This is a genomic window from Streptomyces sp. NPDC058469, from assembly GCF_042721125.1.
Taxonomy (GTDB): domain Bacteria; phylum Actinomycetota; class Actinomycetes; order Streptomycetales; family Streptomycetaceae; genus Streptomyces.
Genome location: NZ_JBHXME010000162.1, coordinates 1 through 24799, shown reverse-complemented (window position 1 = coordinate 24799; position 24799 = coordinate 1). Strand labels below are relative to the sequence as shown.

The window sequence follows — 24799 nt, the reverse complement described above, 5'->3', positions numbered from 1 at the left end:
ACATAAGAACACCACCTTCTTGGTTGCTCCCTAATCCTACCCTAACCCCTGCGGGGGGGGTGCGCCTCATCCCACCACCTGCCACCCCCCCCGCCCCCGGGGGGTGCGCGCCGCCCCCGTCCCCACGGTGCGGCGCGAGCAGGTCACCGTCCAGTCATCCCATGGACGGCGGCCTGGTTCTCAGGGTGACCCGGCAAGCCCGAGTGCGGGCAGCACCGCGGCCTCCACGAATCTGACGAGGTAGTCGGGGTCGGCGTAACAGCCCTCCAGGACCGGACGGGCCCGCAGGACGCCGAAGATCTGGGCGGGGACGTACGGCAGGGCCGGGTGGTCGGCCGGGATCTCGCCGCGTTCGACACCGCGGCGCAGGATGTCCTCCAGCGCGGCGATCTCGGGATGGACGAGCGCCTCGCGTACCGCCTGGGCGAGTTCGCTGTCCTGGATGACGGCGTGGCCGAGGGCCGAGACGAGTTTCGTGTCCTTCGCCGACCAGGCGCCCGCCGCCCGCGCGGCCTGGCGCAGGTCCTCCGCGAGCGATCCGGTATCGATGCCGGTGAAGTGCACCCGGCGGTTGGCGCGCAGCGCGGCGGCCACGAACTGGGGCTTGGTCCGCCACTGACGGTAGAGCGTCGACTTGCTGCAGCGCGTGCTGCTGGCGACGCCCTCCATGGTGACGGAGTCGTACCCGCATTCGCGGATCTGTTCGAGCACGGCGTCGAAGAACTCCCGCTCACGCTCGGGCGTGATCTTGGAGCGGCGCGAGGCGGCGACCGTGTCCGGTCCGTCCTCAGCCTGCGACGTCATGGCTCTTCTCCTCGCTCGGTCCGCGGACTCGGGGCCCGCTCTCCAGTCTGTCTCGTTTCGCTATCGATACGCCAGTGTACCGGTACTCCGCCGTATCGGTACACGCGCGTATCGGTACACTGTCGTATCGGAACGAACTCGTACCGATGAGTTCGGTCCGCCGGAAGGGTCACAAACCCGGCCAGCACCACCACACGCACCACCGTCAGCGAAGGGGCCGGGGGATGAATGCCCGAACCGAGCCTGCAGAGAAGGGGACCAGCGCGATAGCGCGGCCCCCTCTCGTCCGTGAGCTCCTGCTCGTCGCAGGGCTCTTCCTCGTCTACAAGTTCGGCCGCCAGCTGGCGACGGGCCACACCGGTGAGGCCCTGCACAACGCCCGCCACGTGTGGGACCTGGAACGGACCCTCCATCTCCCGGGCGAGGGCTCGGTGCAGTCGGTGCTGCTGCACAGCGACACCCTCGTGCACATCGCGAACACCTTCTACGCGACCGTCCACTTCCCGGCCACCGTCGCCTTCCTGGTCTGGATGTACCTGCGGCGCCCCGCGCACTACGTCTGGGCCCGCCGGGTCCTGGCCACGGTCACCTCCGCCGCCCTGGTCCTGCCCTTCGTGTTCCCGCTCGCGCCCCCGCGCATGCTGGCCGCGACGGGCCTGGTCGACACCGCCAAGGTGTACGGCCCCTCGGTGTACGGCCCGCCGACCAGCGACCACCTCTCGAACCAGTTCGCGGCGATGCCCTCGCTGCACTTCGGCTGGGCGCTGATGGTGGCGATCGGCCTGATCGTCGCGACCCGCTCGCGCTGGCGCTGGCTGTGGCTGCTGCACCCGCTGGTCACGCTGATCGTGATCATCGGCACCGCGAACCACTACTGGCTCGACGCGATCGTGGCCACCGCCATGCTCGGCATCGCCCTCGCGCTGGTCCACCCCCCGCACCGCACGGCGACGACGGCCGGCCTCGGCCGGCCCCAACTCGCCGTGGAAGAGCCGGTTCTCGTCGGAGCGGGCCGATGAACGCCACCCTCGTCGCCGTCGTCCTGTCCCTGTTCTCGGCCGTCGCCTACGCGGCAGCGGCCGTGGCCCAGGAACGGCTGGCCTCCCGCAACTCCGACGCGGGCATGCTCCGGCTGCTGGCCACCGGATCCTGGTGGTGGACGGTCGTCCTGAACGCGTCGGCCGCACTGCTGCACGTCGTGGCCCTCAAGTACGGCCCGCTGACGGTCGTCCAGCCCCTGGGCGCGCTCACGCTCGTCGCCGCGGTGCCCATGGGCGCGCGGGTGGCCGGACGTCGGGTCAGCCCGGTCGAGTGGCGGGGCACCGCCCTCACACTGCTCGGCCTGTCGGCCCTGCTCGTCACGGCATCCGGTCCCCAGCCCGACCAAGTACTCACCGTCCCCCAGGCGTTGGCGGTCGCGGGCGCGACGTCCGCACTGATCGGCCTGCTCGCACGACGCGGCGCGCGGCCCGGTCTACGGCACGCCTCGGCGTCCGGTGTCGCCTCGGGTGTGGCCTCCGCGCTCACGCAGACCGTGACGGTCGCGGCGACGGACCGTTCGGGTCCGGTGCTGAGCATGCAGGTGGTCGGAGTCGCCCTGCTGGTCGCGGTGTTCGCGGCGGGCGGGCTGCTGCTCTCGCAGACCGCCTACCGGGGCGGCCTCGGCGCCCCGCTCGCGGTGGTGACCCTGTCGAACCCGCTGGCCGCCGCCGCGATCGGCCTCGCGCTGCTGGGCGAACGCCTCCAGGGCGGCGCGGCCGGGATACTCCTCGCACTGGCGGGAGCCGGAATCGCGTCCTGGGGTGTGGTGTTGCTGACCCGGGTGAGCTCCGTGGTACCGCTGCCGCACGAGCTCGACGACCACCCCGTGGCCGCCGTACTGGCGCTGGAGCCCCAATCGGCCTCGGCCGAACCGGCGTTGCTGCCCCGGCAGCCGGACCGGAAGTCCGCGCCGGGGCATCTCACCGCTCTGTGATCAGGGTCAGCCGAGGCCGCGCGAGTCCTGCTTGAGGGCGGTGTCGACGGTCAGCGCCGTCGCCACCACCAGGCTCAACAGCGGCTCGGGCAGCTGGTAGTGGATCTGCAGGACGTAGTTGTCCGCGGTCGTGAACATCGTCTTGGCGAGGCCTTCCCAGGTCTTGGTGATCCGGGCCACCTCGTTGTCCGCGTGGTCGACGATCGCGAAGTTCCACGCCCGCCAGTTCTCCGCCTTGATCGCGCCGATCTGCTGGCCGTTCGCGTTCAGCGCGAAGTTGATCTTCCCGATCATGTTCTGCTGGACGATCTCGCCCACCGGTGAGCCGTCCGGGCGGGACACGATCACCCTGGACTTCATGATCTTCGCCGGCCGGGTCAGCACCAACTGCGGCTGCCCGTGGGCGTCCCGGATCTCCAGCCGGTGGGTCATGAACTGGTCGAGGCTGGAGACGAAACGCAGCGCCTTCTTCAGCGTGCTCTGGCCGATCTCGCTGACCGAGCCGATCAGATTGCCGTTCTGATCCATGACCTTGTACTCGTTGGTCAGCTCGATCAGCTTGGCCTTCTGGTTCACCACGAGGACCGGCTCGCTGAACAGGCTGCCGCCGCCGGGGCCACCCCCGGCGACCCCGGCCTGCTGTTGCACCTGCTGCTTCACCTGGCGCTGGGCCCGCGGATCAGGCCCCGCCTGCTGCTGCGGCACGGCCTGCGGCTGCGCCTGCTGGTCCGCGTTGGTGTGCTCGGTCCACTTCGCGCCGTCCCAGTACCGGAGGGTCTGGGGCGCTCCGTGCGGATCCGGGTACCAGCCTGCAGGTGTGTTCGAATGCGTGGTCACCGGGGCACACTACCGCGAGTGCCCCGGAAAACAACCGGCTTCACAGAGCCCCTCAAGCGGTCGCGATCGCCGGGTCGCTGACCCCCGTCCGGCCGTTCTCGACATGTCCGGCGAATCGCCGCAGGAACGTCGCGTCGCCGTCGGAGGTGACCGTCAGGTCGTACCACCGCTTGCTGGCGCCCAGGTCGAAGGTGTGCCGTACGGTGGCGCCCGCCCGCACCTTGATGCTCTGGGCCCGGCCGCCGTAGCCGTTGGCGACCTTCAACTGCACTGTCCCGGAGCCCTTGTTGGTGAAGGTCAGCTCGACGTCGTCGCCGCAGTTCCGCGCGGTGACCTCGGGTCCGGCACTCTTGCCGGGGCCCTTGAAGACGCGCAGGAAGCCGTTCGGGCCGTGCACGGTCAGGTCGTACGAGCCGTTCGAGTACGCCGAGTTCCAGGCGTCCGAGACGGTCTTGCCGGCCTCGGTGGTGTAACTCCAGGGCCCGTCCGTCCGGTTGGCGGAGGTGACGAGGAAGTTGGCGCCGGCCTTCGCGCCGGAGGCGAACGTGAGGGTGAACTTCCCGGCCGCCGTGTCCGCCGATCCGTCCACCGTGGCCGCGTACTTGAGCGGCCGGGCCGGGCGCAGTCCGCGCTCCTGCTTGGGCAGCGCCGGGTTGGCGGGCGGGGTCGGCACATAGTCCGGGTGACGGTTGCCGTCCGGCGGCCGGTAGCCGTCGGTGTCCGGGAGCGGGACCTTCTTGACGTCCTTGTGGGAGAAGTCGAACGCGGTGGTCAGGTCGCCGCAGATCGCGCGCCGCCAGGGCGAGATGTTGGGCTCGTGGACACCGAAGCGGGTCTCCATGAACCGGATGACCGAGGTGTGGTCGAAGGTCTCCGAGCAGACGTAACCGCCCTTGCTCCAGGGCGAGACGACGATCATCGGCACGCGCTGGCCCAGTCCGTACGGACCGGCCGGGTGGCTGGCGTCGCCCTTGAAGAGGTCGGGGCCGACGTCGACGGTCGACTTGCCCTGCGCGTCCGAGCCCGGCGCGAACGGCGGGAGCAGGTGGTCGAAGAAGCCGTCGTTCTCGTCGTAGGTGATGAACAGAGCCGTCTTCGCCCAGACCTCGGGGTCGGAGGTCAGCGCGTCCAGGACCTGGGCGACGTACCAAGCGCCGTAGTTCGCGGGCCAGTTGGGGTGCTCGGTGAAGGCCTCGGGGGCGACGATCCAGGAGATCTTCGGCAGCTTGCCGCCCTTGACGTCGGCCTTCAGCTGGTCGAAGAAGCCCTCGCCCTTGCGTGCGTCGGTGCCGGTGCGGGCCTTGTCGTAAAGCGGGTCGCCGGGCTGGGCGTTCTGGAACTGCTTGAAGTACAGGAGCGAGTTGTCGCCGTAGTTGCCGCGGTAGGCATCCTGGATCCAGCCCCAACTCCCGTTCGCGTCAAGGCCGTCGCCGACGTCCTGGTAGATCTTCCAGGAGACGCCGGCCTTTTCGAGACGCTCGGGGTACGTCGTCCAGCTGTAGCCGGCCTCGTCGTTGCCGAGGACGGGGCCGCCGCCGGTGCCGTCGTTGCCGGTGTAACCCGTCCACATGTAGTAGCGGTTCGGGTCGGTGGAGCCGATGAACGAGCAGTGGTACGCGTCGCAGATGGTGAAGGAGTCGGCGAGCGCGTAGTGGAACGGGATGTCCTCGCGGGTCAGGTACGCCATCGTCGTGGAGCCCTTGGACGGCACCCACTTGTCGTACTTGCCGCCGTCGAACGCGGCGTGCCCGTCGTTCCAGCCGTGCGGGAGGTCCTGGATGAACTGCAGGCCCAGGTCGTCGGCCTCGGGGCGGAACGGGAGGATGTCCTTCGTGCCGTCCGACTGGTACCAGACCGGTTTCCCGTCCTGCCGGGTCACGGCCGGACGCGGGTCGCCGAAGCCCCGGACGCCTCTGAGCGAGCCGAAGTAGTGGTCGAAGGACCGGTTCTCCTGCATCAGGACGACGATGTGCTCGACGTCCTCGATGCTCCCGGAACGGTGGTTCGCCGGGAGCGCGGCGGCACGCTCGATGCTGTTCGACAGTGCCGTGAAGGCCGTGGTGGCACCCGCGAGTTGGAGAAAGCGACGCCGATTGACTTCGGACATGGGTGAGGCACCTCTCATCCTGACGCGCGGCCGGCCGGAACATGGCGAAATGCGCGCGGTGCGAGTGTTCCAAGAGCAACAAACGTCAGGGAAGGGTCTGGTGGCACCCAGGTGAAAGTCGCCCGTACGTGCGGGGGCGGCTCGGCACGCCGACCTCGTCACGTTGTCGCTAGGGCTTCGGTGGGCGTGAGTCGGGAGGCCCGGATGAGAGGTGGACGCCGGCGGCCATGCCGATGAGGACGGCGCCGGCGAGGCCGCCGAGGCAGGACGGGGCGATGGACTCGGTGAGGAACTGGCCGCGGATCTGGTCCTTGTCGGCGCCCAGGGCGCGGCGCAGGCCGATCTCACGGCGGCGTTCGAGGACGGAGACGACCATGGTGTTGGCCACGCCGATCCCGCCCACGAGCAGGGCGACGCCGGCCAGGCCGAGGAAGAGGGCGGAGAAGGTGGTCCGGGTGGCGCGCTTGGCGGCCAACGCGTCGGAGGGGCGGCTGACTTGGGCCATGCCGGGGAGTTCGGGAGAGATGGTGGGGGCGAGGACGTTGCGGACGGCGTCGATGCCGTCCTCTCTGGCCTTGACGTAGATCACCGTGGGGTGGCCGGTGAAGTTGAGCCGGGTGCGGGCCGCGTCCCAGCCGACCATCACCGAGCGGTCGATGTCCGTCCGGCGATCCCGTACGACTACGGCAGGTCATCGGCAACCCGGTGTCCAATGCGATACGGCACACCCCGCCCGGCGGCAGCGTCACCCTCCGCGCCCACCGGGCCGGGGACCACGTCACGATCGAGGTCGCCGACACCGGCACCGGCATCCCCGCCGAGGACCTGCCCCGGGTCTTCGACCGTTTCTGGCGTGCCGAGAAGTCACGGAGTCGGCGCACCGGCGGCAGCGGTCTGGGCCTCGCCATCGTGCGAAGGCTGACCGAGGCGCACGGCGGGACGGTGACGGTGACCAGCACGGTCGGCGCCGGCACGGTCTTCACCGTCCGCCTCCCCGTGTGAACCTCTCTCAGCTCACGGCGTCCGGCGGCGGCAACCGCATGCCCGCGAGGTCCGCCGGGACCGGGGTGTCCGGGCGGAAGAACGGTTCCGAGGGACCGTCCTGGGCGTTGGCGGGGGCGTCCGTGAGCCGGAACCGGTCGCGCAGCCGGCCGTAGAAATCCGTCGGGCGCAGGCGGACGAGGCGGACCCGCTGGGGGGCGCGGAAGACGCCGATCCAGTCGCCGGGGTCCAGGACGCCGCGGAGTTGGCCGTCGACGGTGACGATGGCCTGGCCGGAGTGGGGCAGGACGCGCAGGCCGACCGGTTCGTCGGGGGCGGCGACCACGCTGCGGTTGAACGTCATGTGCGGGGCGATGGGCGTGAAGACGACGGCGTCCATGTGGGGCGAGAGGACGGGTCCGCCGGCGGCGAAGCTGTAGGCCGTGGAGCCGGTGGGAGTGGCGACGGCGAGCGCGTCGGCGGAGTAGGTCGCCAGCAGTCGTCCGGCCAGGTAGACGCCGACGCCGACCTGCCGGTCGCGGGCGAGTTTCTCCAGGACGATGTCGTTGAGCGCGGTGACGTCCAGCGCGCAGCCCCAGCCGCCGCCTTCCGTGGTCTCGGGCCGGACCTGCGGCGGCGGCAGGGCGGGACCGCGGCCGTAGCGCAGCAGGGCCTCCATCTCCTCGGGGATGTCCAGCGGGCGGGAGGCGCGCATGGTCAGTGTCATGCGCTCCTCCACGATGGCCCGCCCTTCGTGCACGGCGTCGAGGGCGTCGCCGATGTCGCAGGCGGGGACCTCGGTGAGGAAGCCGACCTTGCCGAGGTCGACGCCGAGGACGTCGGCGTCGCTCTTGACGGCGATGCGGGCGCCGCGCAGGAAGGTGCCGTCGCCGCCGAGGGTGACGACGAGGTCGGGGTTGCCCGCGGCCTCGGCCTCCTCGCGTCCGGCCCGGCGGTGGTGGTCCTTGGCCCACACGTCGATCTCCGTGCAGCGGACGTCGTGCGCCTTGCTCCAGGCGTGCACGGCGGCCGCCGCGTCCCGGGCGGTCTCGCGTCCCTGGTGGACGACGAGGCCGATACGACGTACGGGCATGGGGTCCTCCGTGGAGTGCGGTGAGGAGTCAGGGGGTGCGGAGTTCGGCGGCCGGTGCGGGGCGTTCGTCGGGCGGGACCAGGCTGATCACGATCTTCCCGCGCGTGTGGCGTCGCTGCACCTGCCGGTAGGCCTCCTGGACCTGTTCCAGCGGATACACCTCGCTGATGGGGACGGTGAGCAGCCCCTTGGAGACCAGTTCGGCCAGTTCGGCGACGAGTTGAGGGGTGAAGACGTCCTCCTGGGCCCTGCTGCGCACGCCGTAGCGGGCTACGGCCCGGCCGTCGGCGAGGGTGTTGATGCGCTGCGGGGCCACGCCCAGCTCGATGGCGATGTCGACGTTGCCCTGGCCGAAGGTGTCGATGAACGCGTCGATCCCGTCGGGCGCCGCGGCCTTCAGCCGGTCGGCCAGGCCTGGGCCGTGCTCGACGGGGAGGACTCCGAGCGAGCGCAGGAAGTCGGCGTTGTGCGGTCCGGCGGTGCCGATGACCGTCGCGCCCCGCAGCCGCGCCAGCTGCACGGCGAGGGAACCGACTCCACCGGCCGCGCCGGACACCACGACGGTGTCCCCGGCGGCCGGCTCCACGGCGTCGACGGCGGCCCACGCCGTCACCCCGACCGCGGACAGGGGCGCGGCGGCTTCCCAGCTGATGTCGGCGGGCTTGGGGGCGAGGAGGTCGGCGGGCGAGACGACGTAGTCGGCCTGCGCCGCCCGGGGCAGGTAGCCGATGACCTCGTCGCCGACGGCGAACCCGGCCACACCGTCGCCGAGTTCGGCGACCCAACCGGCGAAGTCGTTGCCCTGTCCTTCGGGGAACACGGCCGGCCACATGTCCGCGAAGACGCCCTGCCGGATGCCGGCCTCGCCGGGATTGACCCCGGCGACGACGACCCGGACGAGCACGTCCCCGGGGCCAGCCTCGGGTCGCGGCACCTCGACGACCTCCAGCACCTCCGGGCCGCCGTAGCGCGAGAACTTCACTGCTCGGGGCATGGTCGAGTCTCCGGTGTCCGGGGGATCCGCTGGCCTACAGAAGGTACTGCCACTTGGTCATGCGGTCCTGGAGATCGACGGTCGGGCCGTCGAGCGTGAAGGTGCCGTCGCCGCGGTGGTGGAACAGGCGCGGGGAGGGCTGTGAAGGGTCGGTCCACGCCCGGACCGGCTCCAGGAGGAACAGGCTGTAGGGGGCGACGAGGCTGGTGTCGGCGACCCTGCACTCGATGTTGGCGAAGCACTCCGCGACGAGCGGCGCCTGGACCTGCTCGGCGTCCACGGCGGTCAGGTCGAACTCGTCGAACTTGTCGACGTCGGTTCCGGAGCAGTTGCCGATGTCGACGACGGTGGCGGCCATGTCCGCCGTCGGGACGGAGACGACGCACTCGCCGGTCTCGACGAGGGCTTCGTAGCTGTGGTCCCAGGGGCCGATGGTGCACGCGATCAGCGGCGGGGCGTGGCGCACCATCATGTTGAACCCGTTGGTCATCACGTTCGGCACGCCTCGGTGCCTGGTGGTGACCAGGATGACGGGGCCGGGTTCGATCAGCCGGTGAACCTGGTCCAGGGGGTGGGGCTGAAGGTCCTTCACGGTGATCATGTCCGCTCCTGACGCCGTGCGAAGCGCGTCCCGGCGGCGGGGCCGGTGCGCTGTCTGTCCTTTCGAGTCTCGGCAGACGGCGCGCCGGTATGAAGGCCGTGGTTTTCCTGGGTGCGGGAGGACCAGCCTCGGCCCCGGGTCAGGTGTTCGCGTTCGTCTGGGCCTGCTTCGGCTCGGTGGCCATCACCCTGAGCGTCTCGAAGGCGGCCGCGGTGGGGCCGGCCGGTTCGGCTTGGTAGACGACGAGTTGCTGATGCGGGGCGCCGTTGACCGTGAAGGCGGCGAAGGCGATGTGCAGGTCGCCCACGTGCGGGTGCTTGAGGTGCTTGCCTTCCTGGGACTTGCTCTTGACGTCGTGCAGCCGCCAGATCCCGGCGAACTCCTCGCTGTCCGCGGACAGTTCCTCAACCACCTCGGCGATACGGGCCGATTCGGGATCGTGGCCGTAGGCGGCCCGGAGTTCGGCGACGCAGGAATGCGCGGCCCTTTCCCATTCCTGGTAGAACTCCCGCCCCGCCGGGTCGACGAACACGTTGCGGGCGAGGTTGTCGAACGCGTCGAACCCGCTGTGCAGCGCCGTGGCAAGGGAGTTGGCCGCGAGAATGTCGAGCGCCGGGCCGAGGACGAACGCCGGGGTGTGCTCCCAGCCGTCCATCAGCTGCAGCAACTGCGGGCTGACATCCGCCTCACCTCCGTCGTGCGGACGTTGCGAGGGCGTGAGGCAGAGCCGGTTGAGATGGTCGGCGGACTCCGCGTCCAGCTTCAACGCCTGCGCCACGGCCTCCAGGACCTGCGGGGACGGGCTGTTCTCGCGCCCCTGCTCCAGCCTGATGTAGTAGTCGGAGCTGACTCCGGCGAGCAGCGCGACTTCCTCCCTGCGCAGTCCCGGCACCCGGCGTCGGCCGTACTCCGGCAGACCGACGTCCTGGGGCTTGAGGGCCTCGCGGCGGGCCCGGAGGAAATCACCCAAAGGGGTCCCATTGCTCATGCGGCAAGACTAGATGCTTTTCGAACGTTGAGAAGGGCCGCTCGTGCACAAACGCACCAGGTTCCACACCCCTCACACAGAGTGATTCGCCACTCGGGGATTCGCTCGAAGACCCGCCCGAAGACCTGCCCGTAGTTCCTCCGCGCCAGCCCGGGAGCCGTAATCCTGGGTGCAACGCACCCACCGTCGGCAGAACTTCTCCGGGCGTTTCCCGCCTAGCCTCGACGGTATGCACAACGACACGCGCCCCGATCCGGTTGAAGGGCTGGGTCAGTTCCTCCGCTCCCGCCGGGAGCGCGTCAGCCCCGCCGACGTGGGGCTGGCCGGCAACGGCCGCCGGCGGGTGCCCGGACTGCGCCGCGACGAGGTCGCCGCGCTCGCCGGGGTCAGCCCGAGCTACTACGGCAGACTTGAGCAGGGCCGTGAACTCAGGCCGTCGGTACGGGTGTTGGAGGCCATGGCCCGGGTGCTGCGGCTGGCGGAGGAGGACCGGCTGGAGCTGTTCCGGCTGGCGCGGCCCACGGGCCGTCGTACGAAGTCGCCCTCCCGCGTCGAGCGGGTGCGCCCGCATCTGCGGCAGCTGATCGAGAGCTGGACCAGGACCCCGGCCTTCATCATCGGCCACGCCCAGGACCTGCTGGCGACCAACGCCCTCACCGACGCCCTTTACCGCGACTTCACCCAGCACGACAACGTGCTGCGCATGCTCTTCCTGGACCCCGCGGCGAAGACGTTCTACCGGAACCCGGAGCGGGCGAAGAACCGTGCGGTCGCCGATCTCCAGCAGTCCGCCGCGAGCACGCCCGAGGATCCCCGCACCCTGGAGCTCGTCGGCGAACTGTCCGTGCGCAGCCCCGAGTTCCGCTCGCTGTGGGCCCGCGAGTACACCCGGGTCCCGCCCTACGAGGTGAAGCAGATGCGTCATTCCGTGGTGGGGGACCTGGAGTTGAGGCACGAGGCCCTCACCATCCGCAGCGCGCCCGGGCAGCAGCTCATCATCCTGCAGGCGGAGCCGGACTCCCCCTCGGCGGACGGTCTGGCCCTGCTGGGTTCGCTCAGCGCCCCCGAGGTACCGCACCAGCAGAATCCGGCGCGGGGCTCCCAGTAAAAGCCGGGATCACCGGGAGCGCGGAGATCTCGGAATTACGGCGCTTACCCGGAATTCTGCTCGACCGCTCCCAGTATTCGGTCCAGGAAATCGCCGAAAAGGCGCACCTCGTCCGGTGTCAGCGGGTCGAAGAAAATCTGCCGCACGTTTTCCACATGGGTGGGCGCGGCGGCCTCGATCGCTTCCCGGCCCTTTTCCGTGAGCCGCACCATCGAGCCGCGGGCGTCGTCGGCGCAGGCCTCGCGCGTGACGAGCCCGCGCTTCTCCATGCGGCTGATCTGATGGGACAGCCGGCTGCGCTCCCAGTCGACCTCGGCGCCGAGTTCCCGCGCGCGCAGCACGCCGTCGGCGGACTCGGACAGGGGTGCCAGGAGCGCGTAGTCGGCCGCCGAGAGACCCGAATCTCGCTGCAACTGCTGGTCCTGGGCCCGTTGCAGCTCGCGCCGCACCCTCCGGTACTTCGCCCAGACCTCGGCCTGGTCGGGGGTGAGCCATCGGGGTTCGGACATGATCTCACCGTACCAGCTTGTTGACATGTCACCGACTTCGCCGGTCACCACCCGATCCTGGGTGTGGGGCTCCCAGGAAAACCGCTGCCTTCATAGCTCCGCCACGGAGGGACAGACTCGTTCTCGTCAACAAGAATTCCCCCACAAGGGGAAGCGACGAAAGAGGTTTTCCCCATGGCTACGTGGTTTGTCACCGGCGCCTCCCGCGGAATCGGCGCGGAAATCGCCCGGGCCGCGCTGGCAGGCGGTAACAATGTCGTGGTCGCCGTACGGAATCCGGAGCGGGTGCCCGACGACCTGAAGAAGTCCGACAACGTCTTCGCGGTCGCCCTGGACGTCACGGACAACAACACCATCCCGCAGGCGGTCGAGGCCGCGGTGGAGCGCTTCGGCGGTATCGACGTCCTGGTGAACAACGCCGGCCGCGGGCTGCTCGGCGCGCTGGAGGAGATCACCGACGCGGAGGCGCGGTCGCTGTTCGACCTCAACGTCTTCGGCCTGATCAACGTCACCCGCGCCGTCCTGCCCGTGATGCGCGAGCAGGGCTCGGGCAAGCTCGTGCACATCGGTTCCCGCTCGGGCTTCGAGGGCGAGCCCGGTGTCAGCCTGTACTCCGCGTCGAAGTTCGCGGTCGCCGGCATCAGCGAGGCGCTCTCCGCCGAGATGGCGCCGTTCGGGATCCAGTCGATGGTGGTCGAACCGGGCGTGTTCCGCACCGACTTCCTCGACTCCAGCTCGCTCTCGGTCGCCGCGAACCGTATCGCCGACTACGACGACACCCCCGCCCACGTGACGCTCGACTGGATCGACCGGGCCAACCACGCGCAGCTCGGTGACCCCGTCCTGGGCGCGGCGCTCATCGTCGAGGTCACCGGCACCGAGAAGCTGCCCACGCATCTCTACCTCGGCCGCGACACCCTGGAGCGGCTGGAGGTCAAGTACCAGCAGGTGCAGGACGATCTGGCCCCGTGGCGCGAGAAGTCCGCGGCCACCGGGCACGACGACGACGCCTGACGCACAACAGGCGTCCGAGTCCGAGTCCGACGAGTTCGGGCGCCCGAGCCGGCCGCTTCCTGACACACCTGCCATACCTGACACACCGTCAAACACCCTTCCCATCAGAGAGATTGAGGTTTTGTGATGTCTGCTGCCGCCCTGCTCACCGGTACCCCCCTCTCCGGCCGTGTCGCCGTCGTCTCCGGCGCCTCCAGCGGTATGGGTGCCGTCACCGCCGAACGGCTCGCCGAACTCGGCGCCACCGTGGTCGTGTTGGCCCGCCGCAAGGAGCGGCTGGAAGGTGTGGTCAAGAACATCGAGGCCGCCGGCGGCACCGCGTTCGCCCTGGCCGTCGACGTCACGGACCGCGCCGCCGTCCAGACCGCCGCCGACCAGGTCGCCGAGCGCTTCGGCAAGGCCGACCTGGTGTTCAACAACGCCGGTGTCCAACTCATCTCCGGTATCGAGGAGTTGAGGGTCGACGACTGGCAACGCCAGATCGACCTCAACATCAGCGGGCTGATGAACGTGATCGCCGCGTTCCTCCCCCACCTGACGGAGTCCGCCGCCGCGGGCAAGCCGGCCGACCTGATCAACACCTCGTCGATCGCGGCCACCCGCATCCTGACGAAGTTCTCGATCTACTCCGGCACCAAGGCGTACATCAGCCACCTCACCCGGCTGCTCCGCGTGGAACTCGGGCCGAAGATGGTCCGCGTCGCCACCATCGAGCCCGGCATGGTCGACACCGAGCTCCCCGACCACGTCACGGACGTCGACGCGTCCAAGCTGATGGCCGACCTCATCAGCGACATCGACGTCCTCCAGAGCGCCGACATCGCCGAGACCGTCGCCTTCATGGCCGCCGTACCGCGCCACGTCAACCTCACCGAGATCACCATCCTGCCCACCGCGCAGGCCATCTGAGATCCGCCCCACCCCCATCCCGTCAGGGCGGGGGAGGAACAGCCGAGCGCTTTTCCTCCCCCGTCCTGGTGACATTGGTTGACACGACAACATCAGTGATGTCTTGTTGATACGTCAACGAGGACGTGAAAACCCAGGCAGGCCGGAGGCCGACATGAACATCACGGTGATCGGACGAGGACACGTCGGCGGCGGCCTGGCCCGCCTGTGGGAGAAGGCCGGGCACGAGGTCAGGACGCTGGGCCGCGACGGCGGCGACGCCTCGGACGCCGAGGTGGTGGTCGTGGCCGTCCCCGGCAACCTGATCGCCGAGGCGCTGCGGGGCGTGACCGGGCTGAACGGCCAGGTCACCATCGACGCGACCAACCTCTACTCGGAGCGCGACACCGCGTTCCCCTCGCTCGCGCACCAGGTCAAGTCGATCGTCGGCGGCCCCACCGCGAAGTCGTTCAACACGGTGTTCGCCTCCGCGTACGAGCAGATCGGCACCCAGCGGGTGACCCCGAGCAACTTCTACGCCGCCGAACCGGCCGCGAAGGACATCACCGCACGGCTCATCACCGACGCCGGCTTCGACCCGCTCTACGTCGGTGACCTCGACCCGGGTGCGCGCCTGCTGGAGGACAGCTCGGGCCTGACCCGCGCGCTGGCCGGGCAGATCGGGGGCCCGTTCTTCTACCGGTACGGGCGGCCCGGGGAGCTGTAAGTACGGGGCGGGCGGGGGCAGTTCAGGGCGTCGAGCGCGCCGACCCGGGGTCAGTGGCCGCCGGACGCCGCGGCAAGGTCACGCAGCCCACGGGGGCTCCCCCGGCCCTTCCGTCAAGGCTTCGCCGGGCCCACCGCCCGCCGCTCAGGCCTTCTTGACCTTGTCGCGACGTCAGGGTTTCCACTGACCTCATGCCAATCGGCGAGATCACCGCCCTCATCGGGATCACCCCTCGGACCGTGCGGCACTACCACCATCTCGGGCTGCTGCCCGAACCCGTACGGCGGAGCAACGGCTACCGCGAGTACGGCATCCGGGACGCCGCCCTGCTCGCCCGGATCCGGCGCCCGACCGAGCTGGGCCTCGGTCTCGACGAGGTGCGCGACGTCCTCTCGGACGACGAGGGCCGCGAACTGGTGGAATTCCTCCAGGAGTTGGACGAGGACCTCGGACGGCAGGAAGCGGTCGTCCGGGAGCGACGCGAGCGGCTCGCCGTACTGCTGGCCGAGGCACGGGGCGGGCGGGCGGGCGGCCGGCCGCCGAAGCGCCTCTGTCGCCGCAGCTCACCGCGCTGCCGGCGGGCCTCGGCGAGGCCGCCACGGTGTGCGGCCTCACGTTCGTGTGTGTGGCCGGGACGGTCGCCCTGTCGTTCCTGCTCGCCAGGTGGCCCGTCGCCCACGCCGTCTTCCTGGTCGTCGATGTCTACACCGTGCTGTTCGTCCTCGGTATGCACGCCGCCGTCACCCAGCCGCACGTCCTGGCCGGGGGTGTCCTGCGCGTCCGGCAGGCGGCCCGTGTCGACATCCGTGTGCCCGTCGGCCTGATCGCCTCCGTCCGGCGCGAGTCGCTGTTCACCCACACGAAGAAGGACGGCGAGCTGAACCTGCCCATCGGCTCCCAGACCTCCCTCACTCTCGAACTCACCGAACCGGTCAACGCGCCGAAGCTCCTCGGCACGCCCCGCCTCGTACGCGTGATCAAGCTGCACGCCGACGATCCGAAGTCCCTCTACGACGCGGTCATCCGGGCACGAACCGCACTCGCCCCCGCACCTCAGGACGCCGACTGAATATCCCCCTGCGTGGACGCCGCGATCGTGTCCCGGTGGGCGAAGTCGCCCGGGGGGATGCCGGGATGGTGGCCGAGCGGGGTCGACGGGGCCGTGACCGAGGGGCCGAGGGTGAGGCGGGAGACGATGCGGTAGCGGTCGCCCCGGTAGATCGAGTGGACGTATTCGACGGGCCGGCCCGTCGTGTCCGAGGTGAGGCGTTCGAAGAGCAGGGCCGGGGAGAGTTCGGGGACGTCGAGGAGTTCGGCCTCGGCTCGGGTGACGACGGTCGGCTCGATCGCCTGGACCGCCTCCTGGACGTGCACGCCGTGCTGTTCCCGCAGGTGTTCGTACAGGTCGCCGGCCTCCAACTCCCGTGCGGACAGGGTCGGGACCAGGTCGGCCCGGATGTGCAGGTGCTCGATGGCCATCGGGGCGCCGTCGACCAGGCGCAGCCGGGCCACGTACACGATCTCGGCGGCGGGCGAGAGGCGCAGCCGACGGCCCACACGGGCGCCGGCCGGGATAGTGGTGAACTCCAGCAGGCGGCTCGTCCAGGCGCCGGAGGCCTGGGGTGCCGTCATGGTCTGTTCGCCGGAGACGAGTTCCTGGGTGATCTTCTCGGGTGCCACGAACATGCCGCGCCCGTGTTCCCGTATCAGCAGCCCCGCGGCGACGAGTTCGTCGACCGCCGCGCGCAAGGTCGGGCGGGACACGCCGAGTTGGACACAGAGGACGCGCTCGGAGGGGATCGCGTCCCCCGGGTGGCGCGACTCGACGAGGTCGAGGATGAAGTCGCGGACTCGCTCCCGTTTGAGCACCGCGCCTGGCGCGTCGGCCTTCATGTCGCACTCCTCATGCGCGGAGTCCCTGGTTGGCCACTTGACCAGTTGACCAACGGTAGCCCGCAATCGCCCTGTTGACCCGGGCAGTGTAACCACCACCGGGTGGTGATCCTTCGGTTCCTGACCGCCCGGCACGCCAAGTCCCCTTGCGGCAAGAGGGGTTGACGCCCGCATTGGTCTATGCCACCTTCATCCCCACATCGACAGGTGAGCTGTCCAGTGGACTTCACTGGTCAGGTGGTCAGTTCATGTCCTCCAGAGGTGAACCGTGAAGCTCCGCTTCTTCGCCGGCGTCTCCGTGCTCGTGATGACCGCCGGACTGAGTGCGTGCAGTAGCTCCTCCGATTCCGCCGGCACCGGCTCCGGCGGGAGCGGCACCATCGACGTGTGGCTGATGCGCGACAGCGTGTCGGCCCGGTTCCAGAACGAGTTCGTCAAGGGCTTCGAGGCCGCCCACCCGGACATCAAGGTCAAGGTGCAGATCCAGGAGTGGGACGGGATCGGCGAGAAGGTCACGGCCGCCCTCGCCAGCAACGACGCACCGGACGTCATCGAGACCGGCAACACCCAGGTCGCCCAGTACGCGCAGAGCGGGGGGCTGCTCGACCTCAGCGACAAGGTGGACGACCTCGGCGGCAGGACCTGGCTCAAGGGCCTCGCCGAGCCGGGCGCCTACGACGGCAAGCAGTACGGCATTCCGTACTACGCCGCCAACCGCGTCGTCATCTACCGCACCGACCTCTTCAAGCAGGCCGGCATCGACGCGTCGACGATCAAGACCCGCGACCAGTGGATCGCCGCCACCAGAAAGCTCGACTCCGGTGACACACAGGGCATTTACCTGCCCGGCCAGAGTTGGTACACCCTCGCGGGCTTCGTCTGGGACGAGGGCGGCGACCTCGCCACCCAGTCCGGCGGCAAGTGGAAGGGCACGCTGGACACCCCCGAGGCGATCAGCGGCATGCGGTTCTACGAGAAGCTCCAGGCCCTCGGCAAGGGCCCGAAGGACTCCGACGAGGCCAACCCGCCGCAGGCCGATGTCATGGCCAAGGGGAAGGTCGCCCAGGTCATCTCAACTCCCGGCGGCGCCAACGTCGTTGTCGAGGACAACCCGGCGCTGAAGGGCAAGCTCGGCTTCTTCCCGATCCCGGGCCGGACCGCCGCCACCCCCGGCGCGGTCTTCACGGGCGGCTCCGACCTGGTCATCCCCACGGCGTCCACCAAGCAGGGCGCGGCCTACACCTTCGTCAAGGAACTCACCGGCGACGCCTGGCAGAAGAAGCTCTCGCTCGCCATGAGCTACGTCCCGAACAAGACGACGCTGGCCTCCGCGGTCGCCTCCGACCCCGGCGCGGCTGCGATGGCGGTCGGCGCCGCCGTGGGCCACGCGACGCCCAACACCCCGGGCTGGGCGGCCGTAGAGGCGAAGAACCCGATCAAGGACTACATGACGGCCGTCCTCACCGGAGGCGACATCCAGAAGAAGGCCGCCACCGCGTCCGACGCCATCACCGCGGCGATGAACTCCGGTTCCTGAGCCGTCCGTTCCCTCATCGGAAGGAGGAACGCCGTGTCGGCCGTCCGAGAAGAGACCGCCCCACGTCCCCCGCTCGGCACCGGACCCTCCCGGCGCTCCCCCGGCCCGGGTCCGCGCCGCCCGGCACGGACCGTCGGCCGCGGGTTCTGGCCGTACGTCCTGATCGCGCCCGCCGTTCTCGGCACGCTCTATCTGCTCGTGTATCCGTTGGTCCGTGCCGTGGTGATCTCGATGCAGGACTTCGGACTGCGTCAACTCATCGTGGGGCACGCGCGGTTCGTCGGGTTCAAGAACTACGGGACGCTGCTGGGCGACCGTCACTTCTGGGAGGTCGTGCGGCGCACGTTCCTCTTCATGGGGATCAACGTCGTCCTGATCATGACGTTGTCGACGCTGGTCGCGCTGATGGTCGAGCGGCTCGGCCGGTTCGGACGGACCGCGGTGCTCAGTGCGCTCGTGCTGACCTGGGCGATGCCGGTGATCTCGGCGACGACGGTCTTCCAGTGGCTGTTCCACTCGGAGTTCGGCATCGTCAACTCGGTACTGACGGGGCTGGGGTTCGAGTCCTTCGACCGCTATCCCTGGTTCGCGCACGGGCCGGCCGCGTTCGCCATCGTGGTCGTCCTCGTGGTGTGGCAGTCGGTGCCGTTCGCGGCGATCACCCTGTACTCGGCGCTCACCACCGTCCCCGCCGAGCTGTACGAGTCGGCGCGCCTCGACGGGGCGTCGGGGCCACGCATCTTCCGGTCCATCACCTTCCCGATGGTCCGGCCGATCTTCCTGCTGGTGTTCTCGCTCGAAGTGATCTGGACGTTCAAGGCGTTCGTGCAGATCTGGGTGATGACCAACGGCGGGCCCGGCGACGCCACCACGATCCTGCCCGTGTACGCGGTACAGACCGCCCTGTCGAGCCAGCGCTACGACCTCGGTTCGGCGGCCTCGATGGTCACCGTGGTCCTGATGTCGGGCGTCCTCGTCTTCTACTTCCGCCAGATGTTCCGCCAGGAGGACGAGCTCGCATGAGCACGACCCGGCCCCGCATCCGCCGTCTGCCCCTCAACATCGCCGCCGTCGTCACGGTCGTGGTCTGTCTGTTCCCGGTGTACTGGATGGTCGCGACCGCGTTCACCCCGACCCGGGACATCCAGTCCGACAACCCCCGTATCGTGCCGGAGAGTTGGACCCTCGACCACTTCCGTACCGCGGTCGGCGCCGCCGGTTTCGGTCTGTTCTGGCGCAACAGTCTCCTCGTCACGCTGAGCGCCGTCCTGCTAGCCCTCGTCATCGCGCTCGGCGCGGCCTACGCGGTCGCCCGGATGAAGTGGAAGGGGCGCCGGCAGTTCATGCTGATGGTGTTCATCGCGCAGATGGCGCCCTGGGAGTCACTGATCATCCCGGTGTACATCATCTCCCGGGACACCGACATGCTGGACCGGCTGCCGACTCTGACGCTCGTCTACTTCATGATGACGCTGCCGTTCACGATCATCGTGCTGCGCGGCTTCATCGGCACAATTCCAGCGGAGTTGGAGGAGTCCGCGCAGGTCGACGGCTGCACCCGGTTCGGCGCGTTCCGGCGGGTGGCGTTCCCGCTCCTTGCACCGGGCCTGATGGCGACCTCGCTGTTCGGCTACATCACGGCGTGGAACGAGTTCACGTACGCCAACTTCCTGATCATCAAGCAGCAGGACCACCGCACGCTGCCGGTGTGGCTGTCCTCCTTCCAGAACGTCTTCGGCACCGACTGGGGCGCCACCATGGCCGCCTCAACTCTCTTCGCCGCGCCCGCACTCGTGGTGTTCCTGCTGCTCCAGCGCCATGTCACCTCCGGCTTCGCGGCCGGCGCGGTCAAGGGCTGAGCCGCCGCACCGCCTCCCCCACACGCCCCCGTCCCGGAGACGATCCATGCCCGCACAGCGTTCCGTGCTCTCCCTCGTCCCCCGCCCCACCAAGTCCGCAGCCCGGCCGGGGCAGTTCACGCTCGACGCCGACACCGCCCTGCACATCGGCGCGGGCGCCGAACCTGCCGCGGACCTGCTGCGCACCCTGCTCGCCCCCGCCACCGGACTGCCTCTACCGGCCTCCGCCGAGGGGCAGTTGACCCTCACCCTCGACCCCGGTCTTGCCGGTCTCGGCGAGGAGGGATACGGACTCACCGTCGCCCCGCACGCCGTACTCCTGCGCGCCGCACACCTCACCGGGCTGCTGCGCGGTATCCAGACGATCCGTCAACTCCTGCCCCCGCAGGCCCTGTCGGAGTCTCCGCAGCGCGATACGGAGTGGCTGCTGCCGTGCGTCGAGATCACCGACCTCCCCCGTCATCCCTGGCGCGGCGCGATGCTGGACGTGGCCCGGCACTTCCAGCCCGTCTCCTATCTGCGCCGGTACGTCGACCTGTTGGCGCTGCACAAGATCGGCGTGTTCCATCTGCATCTCACGGACGACCAGGGCTGGCGCATGCCGGTGTCCGCCTACCCGAAGCTCACCGAGATCGGCGGCCACCGCGCCGAGTCCCAACTGGGCCCCGCCGGGAGCGACTTGTATGACGGCGTCCCGCACGGCGGCTCGTACACGAGGGCCGAACTCGCGGACCTGGTCAGCTACGCGGCCGCTCGCGGCGTCACCGTCATGCCGGAGATAGAGATGCCCGGGCATGTGCGCGCCGCCCTCGCCGCCTATCCCGAGCTGGGCAACAACCCGGAGCGCACCCTCGACGTCTGGACCCGCTGGGGCGTGTGCGACACCGTCCTCGGGGTCCACGACGAGGTGCTCGACTTCTGCCGCACCGTGCTCGACGAAGTCATGGACGTCTTCCCCTCGCCGTACATCCACGTCGGCGGCGAGGAGTGCCCCACCGCCGAGTGGACGCACAGTGTCGCCGCACGCGAACGGGCCCTGGCGCAGGGCCTGTCGAGTCCCGCGGCGCTGCACGGCTGGTTCCTCGGGCGGATCGGCGACTTCCTCGTGCGGCACGGGCGGCGACCGGTCGGCTGGGCCGAGACCGGTGCCGAACTGCCCCTGGACTTCGCGGTGATGACCTGGCGCGACTCCGCGCACACCCTGACGGCGGCCCGCCGCGGTCACCCCGTCGTGAGCGCCTATCACCGTGCCACCTATCTCGACTACGCCCAGTCCGAGGACCCGGGCGAGCCCGCTGCCCAGCCGGGAGGCGTCGTCGATCTGCGCGCCGTCCACGCCCACGACCCGGTGCCCGAGGACGCCGAACGGGGCGCTGCCGAGCGGGTGTTGGGGACCCAGGCGCAGTTGTGGACCGAGTTCGTCAGGACGCCCGAGCGCATCGAGTACCTCACCTACCCCCGCCTGTGCGCCCTCGCCGACCGTGCCTGGAGCGGCGCGACCGACTGGGCCGACTTCCGTTCCCGACTCGACGACCACACGGCCCGCCTCGACGCGCTGGGCGTCCCGTACCACCCCTGACCCGTCCCGTACCGGCACCCCCACGACCTGCCCCGCTTCGGCATCACCCCTGACCTGTCCCGTTCCGGAATCACCCCACCTTTCTGGAGAGGCACAACCATGAGATTCGCGAAGAACAGACTGCGCGCCGCCGCGTCCGCCGCCGTCGCGGTGGCCATGGGCGCCGCCGCGCTCACCGCCATGCCGTCCACCGCGAGCGCGGCGGGCGACGGGCTGAGCGTCCAGTACCGCACGAGCGCCTCGGGAGCCACCGCCGACCAGTCCGAGCCCTGGTTCAAGGTGAAGAACACCGGCTCCACGACTGTTCAGTTGGCGAGCGTCAAGCTCCGCTACTACTTCAAGGCCGACTCGGCGAGCGCGAGTTACCGCTTCGCGTGTTCCTGGGCCGTCAAGGGCTGCGCCAACGTCACGGGCACCTTCGGCACGCTCGCCAACCCGACGGCCACGGCGGACCGTTACCTGGAGATCGGCTTCACCTCCGGCGCGGGCACGCTCGCGCCGGGCGCCGACACCGGTGACATGCAGCTGCGCTTCTACCAGTCGACATGGCAGTCACTGATCCAGAGCGACGACTACTCCTTCGGCGCCTCGCAGACGTCCTACGCCGACTGGTCCAAGGTCACGGCACAGTTGGCCGGCAACACCCTGTGGGGTCAGGCGCCCGCGGGCAACGATCCGACGAACCCGCCCACCGACCCGCCGACCGACCCCCCGGCCACCGGCGCCACGCTGTTCGACGACTTCAACTACAGCGCCTACAACGACCCGAAGGTCGCGGCGCACGGCTGGAGCGTGCGCTCCACCTCCGGCGGTCCCGGTGTCTCCGGTGCCACGTGGGCGCCCGAGAACGTCACCTTCCCCAGCACGAGCGGCAACTCCGTCATGAACCTGGAGACGTCGACCGCGGGCACCGGCGAGAGCACCAAGCAGACCGAAGTCGTCACCAACACAAGGAAGTTCAAGAACGGCACCTACGCGGCCCGGGTCAAGTTCAACGACGCGCCCAAGTCAGGACCGGACGGTGACCACCTCGTCCAGACGTTCTTCACCATCAACGACCTCACGGCACCGATGGCGGACGACTACTCCGAGTACGACTTCGAGTACCTCCCCAACGGCGGCTGGGGCGAGACCTCCAACATCCTCTACACAACGTCCTGGGAGACCTACCAGGCCGACCCGTGGGTGGCGGTCAACCAGCACACCGAGGGCCGGCAGAGCTACAACGGCTGGCACGACCTGGTGCTGACCATCGACAACAGCTCCATCAAGTACTACATCGACGGCCAACTCTTCGGCACCCACGACGCCGCGTACCTCCCGGAGCGGCCGATGTCGATCAACTTCAACCAGTGGCTGATCGACTTCGGCGGCCTGACCAGCTCGACCTCGCGGTCCTACGACGAGCAGGTCGACTACGTCCTGCACGTCAAGGACCAGGTCCTCACGCCGGCGCAGGTGGCCGCCAAGGTCGCGGCGTACCGCGGCGCGGGCACCACGTTCGAGGACACCGTGCCCAGCAGTTGATCACTCGGGGCGGCAGGCCGCGCACTCGGCGTACGGCGTCCGAGCGTGCGGCCCACCGTCGCCTAAGCTCCGGGCCATGCGCGTAATGGTCTTGGAGGACGACCCCGAGCTGGGGCCCGTCGTCGCTGATCGACTGCGTGACGCGGGGTTCGCGGTGGACCTCGCGCGCACGCTGGCCGAGGCGGATCTCAAGCTCTCCGTCAATCGCTACGACTGTGTCGTGGCCGACCGCTCGGTCCCGGACGGCGACTCCCTCACGCTGCTCGCCGCACACCGCCGGGCGGGATCGGTGCTGCCCTTCCTGCTGCTGACGGCGCTGGACGCGGTCAGCGACCGGGTGGCCGGCTTCGAGCACGGTGCGGACGACTACCTGGTGAAGCCGTTCGCCTTCGCCGAACTGGTCGTACGGGTGAGGGCGTTGTGCCGCAGGGAGCAGCCCGCGCGGCCTTCCGTCCTGCGGGCGGGCGACCTCGAACTCGATCTGCCGCGGCGCCGGGTGACCCGGGCCGGGGTGCTGCTCAGCCTCTCGGCCAAGGAGTTCGCGGTACTCGAACTGCTGATGCTGCGCGCGGGCGAGGTGGTGACGCGCAGCGAGCTGATCGAGAGCTGCTGGGACGAGGCGAGCGAGCCGATGTCCAATGTGGTGGACGTCCTGATCGGCCAGTTGCGCAGACGGCTCGGACCGCCCGATCCGATCGCGACGGTGCGCGGTATGGGCTACCGCCTGGGCGGCGAGGCGTGAAGCGTCGCGACACGGCGTCCGCCCCGTCACCCGCCATGGCCCGACTCCGGCGCACCCGCCGGCTGATGACCCTCCTGTTCGCCTCGACGACCGCGGCCTGTCTCGTCGTACTCGCCGTGGTCGCCATCCGCATCGACTCCGCGTCCCGCCGCTCCGGCCTCGACCACGAGGTCGGCAGCCGCGCGGCGGGGCTGTCGCGGGCGGTCTGGTTCGACGCGGGGGTACTGCACCTGGAACCGTTGCGCGAGGACGAACTCGCCCAGGGCGCACAGGTGTTGGCGGTCCTGCAGACGGCACCCGGGAAGACTCCGTCGGTGCGGAACGTCGTACCCGGGCGTTCGTCGCTGCCCGACAGGGACCGGTTGGACGAGGTCTGGCGGAGCGTCCTGGACGAGCAGGAGACGGTCCTCGTCAGCGCTCCCGCGGCCGAGGGCGGGCGGCTGCGGTGGGCGGCGGCGCCGGTCTGGGACGGCGACCGGATCGGGGCGGCCGTACTGGTCGGCACGGAACTGGCGCGCAGCGAACGCGATCACGACCTCCTGGTGCGCTGGCTGGCCCTCGGCTGCACGGCACTGGTCTGCTGCGCGGCGGCCGTAGGACATCTGCTGTCCGGCCGGGCCATGCGGCCCGCGCTGCGCGGGCTGGGCCGGCAGGAGCAGTTCCTGGCCGAGGCGGCGCACGAACTGCGGACACCACTGGCGACGCTGCGGCTGGTGGTGGAGCGGGGCGGCTCGTCCGACGAGGCGCTACGGCTCGTGGACCGGCTGAGTCGGCTGGTGACCGGGCTGCTCGCCAGGGCGCGGCTGGAGTCGGGGGCGCGGCGGGTCGAGCTGGTGCCGCTGCGCCTGGACCAGTTGGTGGAGACCACGGTCGAGGAACTGCCGGACCACGACAGCGTGACGGTGACGTCCGAGCCGGTGGTGGTGCGCGGCGATCCGGACCTGCTGGCGCAGGCGGTACGGAACCTGGTGGAGAACGCCCAGCGGTACGGCGGCCCGGCCGGGTCGCCGGTGGAGGTCACCGTCACGCCGGGGCT

23 protein-coding genes and 3 pseudogenes are annotated in these 24799 nt (G+C 69.9%); 16 read left to right on the top strand and 10 right to left on the bottom strand.

What is annotated here, in order from left to right; genetic code table 11:
* Window positions 1–180: 180 nt before the first annotated feature.
* Window positions 181–804: a TetR/AcrR family transcriptional regulator gene (locus tag ACFWP5_RS42700; RefSeq protein ID WP_384169894.1), complete on the bottom strand. Its 624-nt coding sequence runs from the start codon at window positions 802–804 to the stop codon at window positions 181–183.
* A 224-nt stretch (window positions 805–1028) separates the two neighbouring features.
* Here ACFWP5_RS42700 and ACFWP5_RS42695 point away from each other — a divergent pair, with 224 nt between their 5' ends.
* The gene (locus ACFWP5_RS42695) at window positions 1029–1823 is read left to right on the top strand and encodes a phosphatase PAP2 family protein (RefSeq protein ID WP_384169892.1); all 795 of its coding nucleotides are present in this window, start codon (window positions 1029–1031) and stop codon (window positions 1821–1823) included.
* Window positions 1820–2779: a hypothetical protein gene (locus tag ACFWP5_RS42690; protein ID WP_384169890.1), complete on the top strand. Its 960-nt coding sequence runs from the start codon at window positions 1820–1822 to the stop codon at window positions 2777–2779. Before ACFWP5_RS42695 ends, ACFWP5_RS42690 begins: the two co-directional genes overlap by 4 nt.
* Window positions 2780–2785: 6 nt before the next feature.
* Here the strand turns inward: ACFWP5_RS42690 and ACFWP5_RS42685 are convergent, their stop codons facing one another.
* The 3 genes and pseudogenes from ACFWP5_RS42685 to ACFWP5_RS42675 all read right to left on the bottom strand — a co-directional run.
* Window positions 2786–3616: a phospholipid scramblase-related protein gene (locus ACFWP5_RS42685; RefSeq protein ID WP_384169888.1), complete on the bottom strand. Its 831-nt coding sequence runs from the start codon at window positions 3614–3616 to the stop codon at window positions 2786–2788.
* 52 nt (window positions 3617–3668) lie between these two features.
* On the bottom strand, window positions 3669–5723 hold the full coding sequence (locus ACFWP5_RS42680) for a phosphocholine-specific phospholipase C (protein WP_384169886.1): 2055 nt from the start codon (window positions 5721–5723) through the stop codon (window positions 3669–3671).
* A gap of 158 nt (window positions 5724–5881) precedes the next feature.
* Window positions 5882–6384: pseudogene (locus tag ACFWP5_RS42675) on the bottom strand (ABC transporter permease); the annotation flags it as partial.
* 2 nt (window positions 6385–6386) lie between these two features.
* Between ACFWP5_RS42675 and ACFWP5_RS42670 the strand changes: the two are divergent.
* Window positions 6387–6725, top strand: a pseudogene (locus tag ACFWP5_RS42670) (sensor histidine kinase); the annotation flags it as partial.
* Between the two features lie 7 nt (window positions 6726–6732).
* Here ACFWP5_RS42670 and ACFWP5_RS42665 read toward each other — a convergent pair.
* From ACFWP5_RS42665 to ACFWP5_RS42650, 4 genes are all read right to left on the bottom strand, one after another.
* The gene (locus ACFWP5_RS42665) at window positions 6733–7797 is read right to left on the bottom strand and encodes an NAD(+)/NADH kinase (protein ID WP_384169884.1); all 1065 of its coding nucleotides are present in this window, start codon (window positions 7795–7797) and stop codon (window positions 6733–6735) included.
* Between the two features lie 28 nt (window positions 7798–7825).
* On the bottom strand, window positions 7826–8791 hold the full coding sequence (locus tag ACFWP5_RS42660; protein WP_384169882.1) for an NADP-dependent oxidoreductase: 966 nt from the start codon (window positions 8789–8791) through the stop codon (window positions 7826–7828).
* Window positions 8792–8825: 34 nt separating this feature from the next.
* Window positions 8826–9392: a flavin reductase family protein gene (locus ACFWP5_RS42655; RefSeq protein ID WP_384169880.1), complete on the bottom strand. Its 567-nt coding sequence runs from the start codon at window positions 9390–9392 to the stop codon at window positions 8826–8828.
* A 139-nt stretch (window positions 9393–9531) separates the two neighbouring features.
* Window positions 9532–10380, bottom strand: a complete 849-nt coding sequence (locus ACFWP5_RS42650) for a helix-turn-helix transcriptional regulator (protein ID WP_384169878.1) — start codon at window positions 10378–10380, stop codon at window positions 9532–9534.
* Window positions 10381–10609: 229 nt separating this feature from the next.
* On the opposite strand from ACFWP5_RS42650, the gene ACFWP5_RS42645 reads away from it, so the two are divergent.
* On the top strand, window positions 10610–11488 hold the full coding sequence (locus ACFWP5_RS42645) for a helix-turn-helix transcriptional regulator (protein ID WP_384169876.1): 879 nt from the start codon (window positions 10610–10612) through the stop codon (window positions 11486–11488).
* A 44-nt stretch (window positions 11489–11532) separates the two neighbouring features.
* Here ACFWP5_RS42645 and ACFWP5_RS42640 read toward each other — a convergent pair whose 3' ends face one another.
* A complete protein-coding gene (locus ACFWP5_RS42640) occupies window positions 11533–12045 on the bottom strand; it encodes a MarR family winged helix-turn-helix transcriptional regulator (RefSeq protein ID WP_384169874.1) in 513 nt (170 codons plus the stop codon).
* A 126-nt stretch (window positions 12046–12171) separates the two neighbouring features.
* Here ACFWP5_RS42640 and ACFWP5_RS42635 point away from each other — a divergent pair, with 126 nt between their 5' ends.
* The 5 genes and pseudogenes from ACFWP5_RS42635 (at window position 12172) to ACFWP5_RS42615 (ending at window position 15695) form a co-directional block, all read left to right on the top strand.
* The gene (locus ACFWP5_RS42635) at window positions 12172–13011 is read left to right on the top strand and encodes an SDR family NAD(P)-dependent oxidoreductase (RefSeq protein WP_384169872.1); all 840 of its coding nucleotides are present in this window, start codon (window positions 12172–12174) and stop codon (window positions 13009–13011) included.
* Between the two features lie 126 nt (window positions 13012–13137).
* Window positions 13138–13920, top strand: a complete 783-nt coding sequence (locus tag ACFWP5_RS42630) for an SDR family oxidoreductase (RefSeq protein WP_384169870.1) — start codon at window positions 13138–13140, stop codon at window positions 13918–13920.
* Window positions 13921–14074: 154 nt separating this feature from the next.
* The gene (locus ACFWP5_RS42625) at window positions 14075–14626 is read left to right on the top strand and encodes an NADPH-dependent F420 reductase (protein WP_384169868.1); all 552 of its coding nucleotides are present in this window, start codon (window positions 14075–14077) and stop codon (window positions 14624–14626) included.
* Window positions 14627–14817: 191 nt separating this feature from the next.
* Window positions 14818–15145, top strand: a pseudogene (locus tag ACFWP5_RS42620) (MerR family transcriptional regulator); the annotation flags it as partial.
* Window positions 15146–15251: 106 nt separating this feature from the next.
* A complete protein-coding gene (locus ACFWP5_RS42615) occupies window positions 15252–15695 on the top strand; it encodes a hypothetical protein (RefSeq protein WP_384169866.1) in 444 nt (147 codons plus the stop codon).
* On the opposite strand, the gene ACFWP5_RS42610 is transcribed toward ACFWP5_RS42615, so the two are convergent.
* A complete protein-coding gene (locus ACFWP5_RS42610; RefSeq protein WP_384169864.1) occupies window positions 15680–16519 on the bottom strand; it encodes a GntR family transcriptional regulator in 840 nt (279 codons plus the stop codon). The genes ACFWP5_RS42615 and ACFWP5_RS42610 overlap by 16 nt on opposite strands.
* Before the next feature lie 307 nt (window positions 16520–16826).
* On the opposite strand from ACFWP5_RS42610, the gene ACFWP5_RS42605 reads away from it, so the two are divergent.
* From ACFWP5_RS42605 to ACFWP5_RS42575, 7 genes are all read left to right on the top strand, one after another.
* Window positions 16827–18056: an extracellular solute-binding protein gene (locus tag ACFWP5_RS42605; protein ID WP_384169896.1), complete on the top strand. Its 1230-nt coding sequence runs from the start codon at window positions 16827–16829 to the stop codon at window positions 18054–18056.
* Window positions 18057–18089: 33 nt separating this feature from the next.
* Window positions 18090–19079, top strand: coding sequence for a carbohydrate ABC transporter permease (locus ACFWP5_RS42600; protein WP_384169862.1), 990 nt, complete (start codon window positions 18090–18092; stop codon window positions 19077–19079).
* Entirely contained in the window at window positions 19076–19915 is an 840-nt protein-coding gene (locus ACFWP5_RS42595) for a carbohydrate ABC transporter permease (protein ID WP_384169860.1), read from the top strand. Before ACFWP5_RS42600 ends, ACFWP5_RS42595 begins: the two co-directional genes overlap by 4 nt.
* 46 nt (window positions 19916–19961) lie before the next feature.
* Window positions 19962–21494, top strand: a complete 1533-nt coding sequence (locus tag ACFWP5_RS42590; RefSeq protein ID WP_384169859.1) for a beta-N-acetylhexosaminidase — start codon at window positions 19962–19964, stop codon at window positions 21492–21494.
* Between the two features lie 99 nt (window positions 21495–21593).
* On the top strand, window positions 21594–23021 hold the full coding sequence (locus ACFWP5_RS42585; protein ID WP_384169857.1) for a cellulose binding domain-containing protein: 1428 nt from the start codon (window positions 21594–21596) through the stop codon (window positions 23019–23021).
* Between the two features lie 76 nt (window positions 23022–23097).
* Complete coding sequence (locus ACFWP5_RS42580; protein WP_384169854.1) at window positions 23098–23763, top strand: winged helix-turn-helix domain-containing protein; 666 nt, start codon at window positions 23098–23100, stop codon at window positions 23761–23763.
* Between the two features lie 35 nt (window positions 23764–23798).
* Window positions 23799–24799: sensor histidine kinase (locus tag ACFWP5_RS42575; protein WP_384169852.1), on the top strand; the 1001-nt coding region annotated here is incomplete at its 3' end.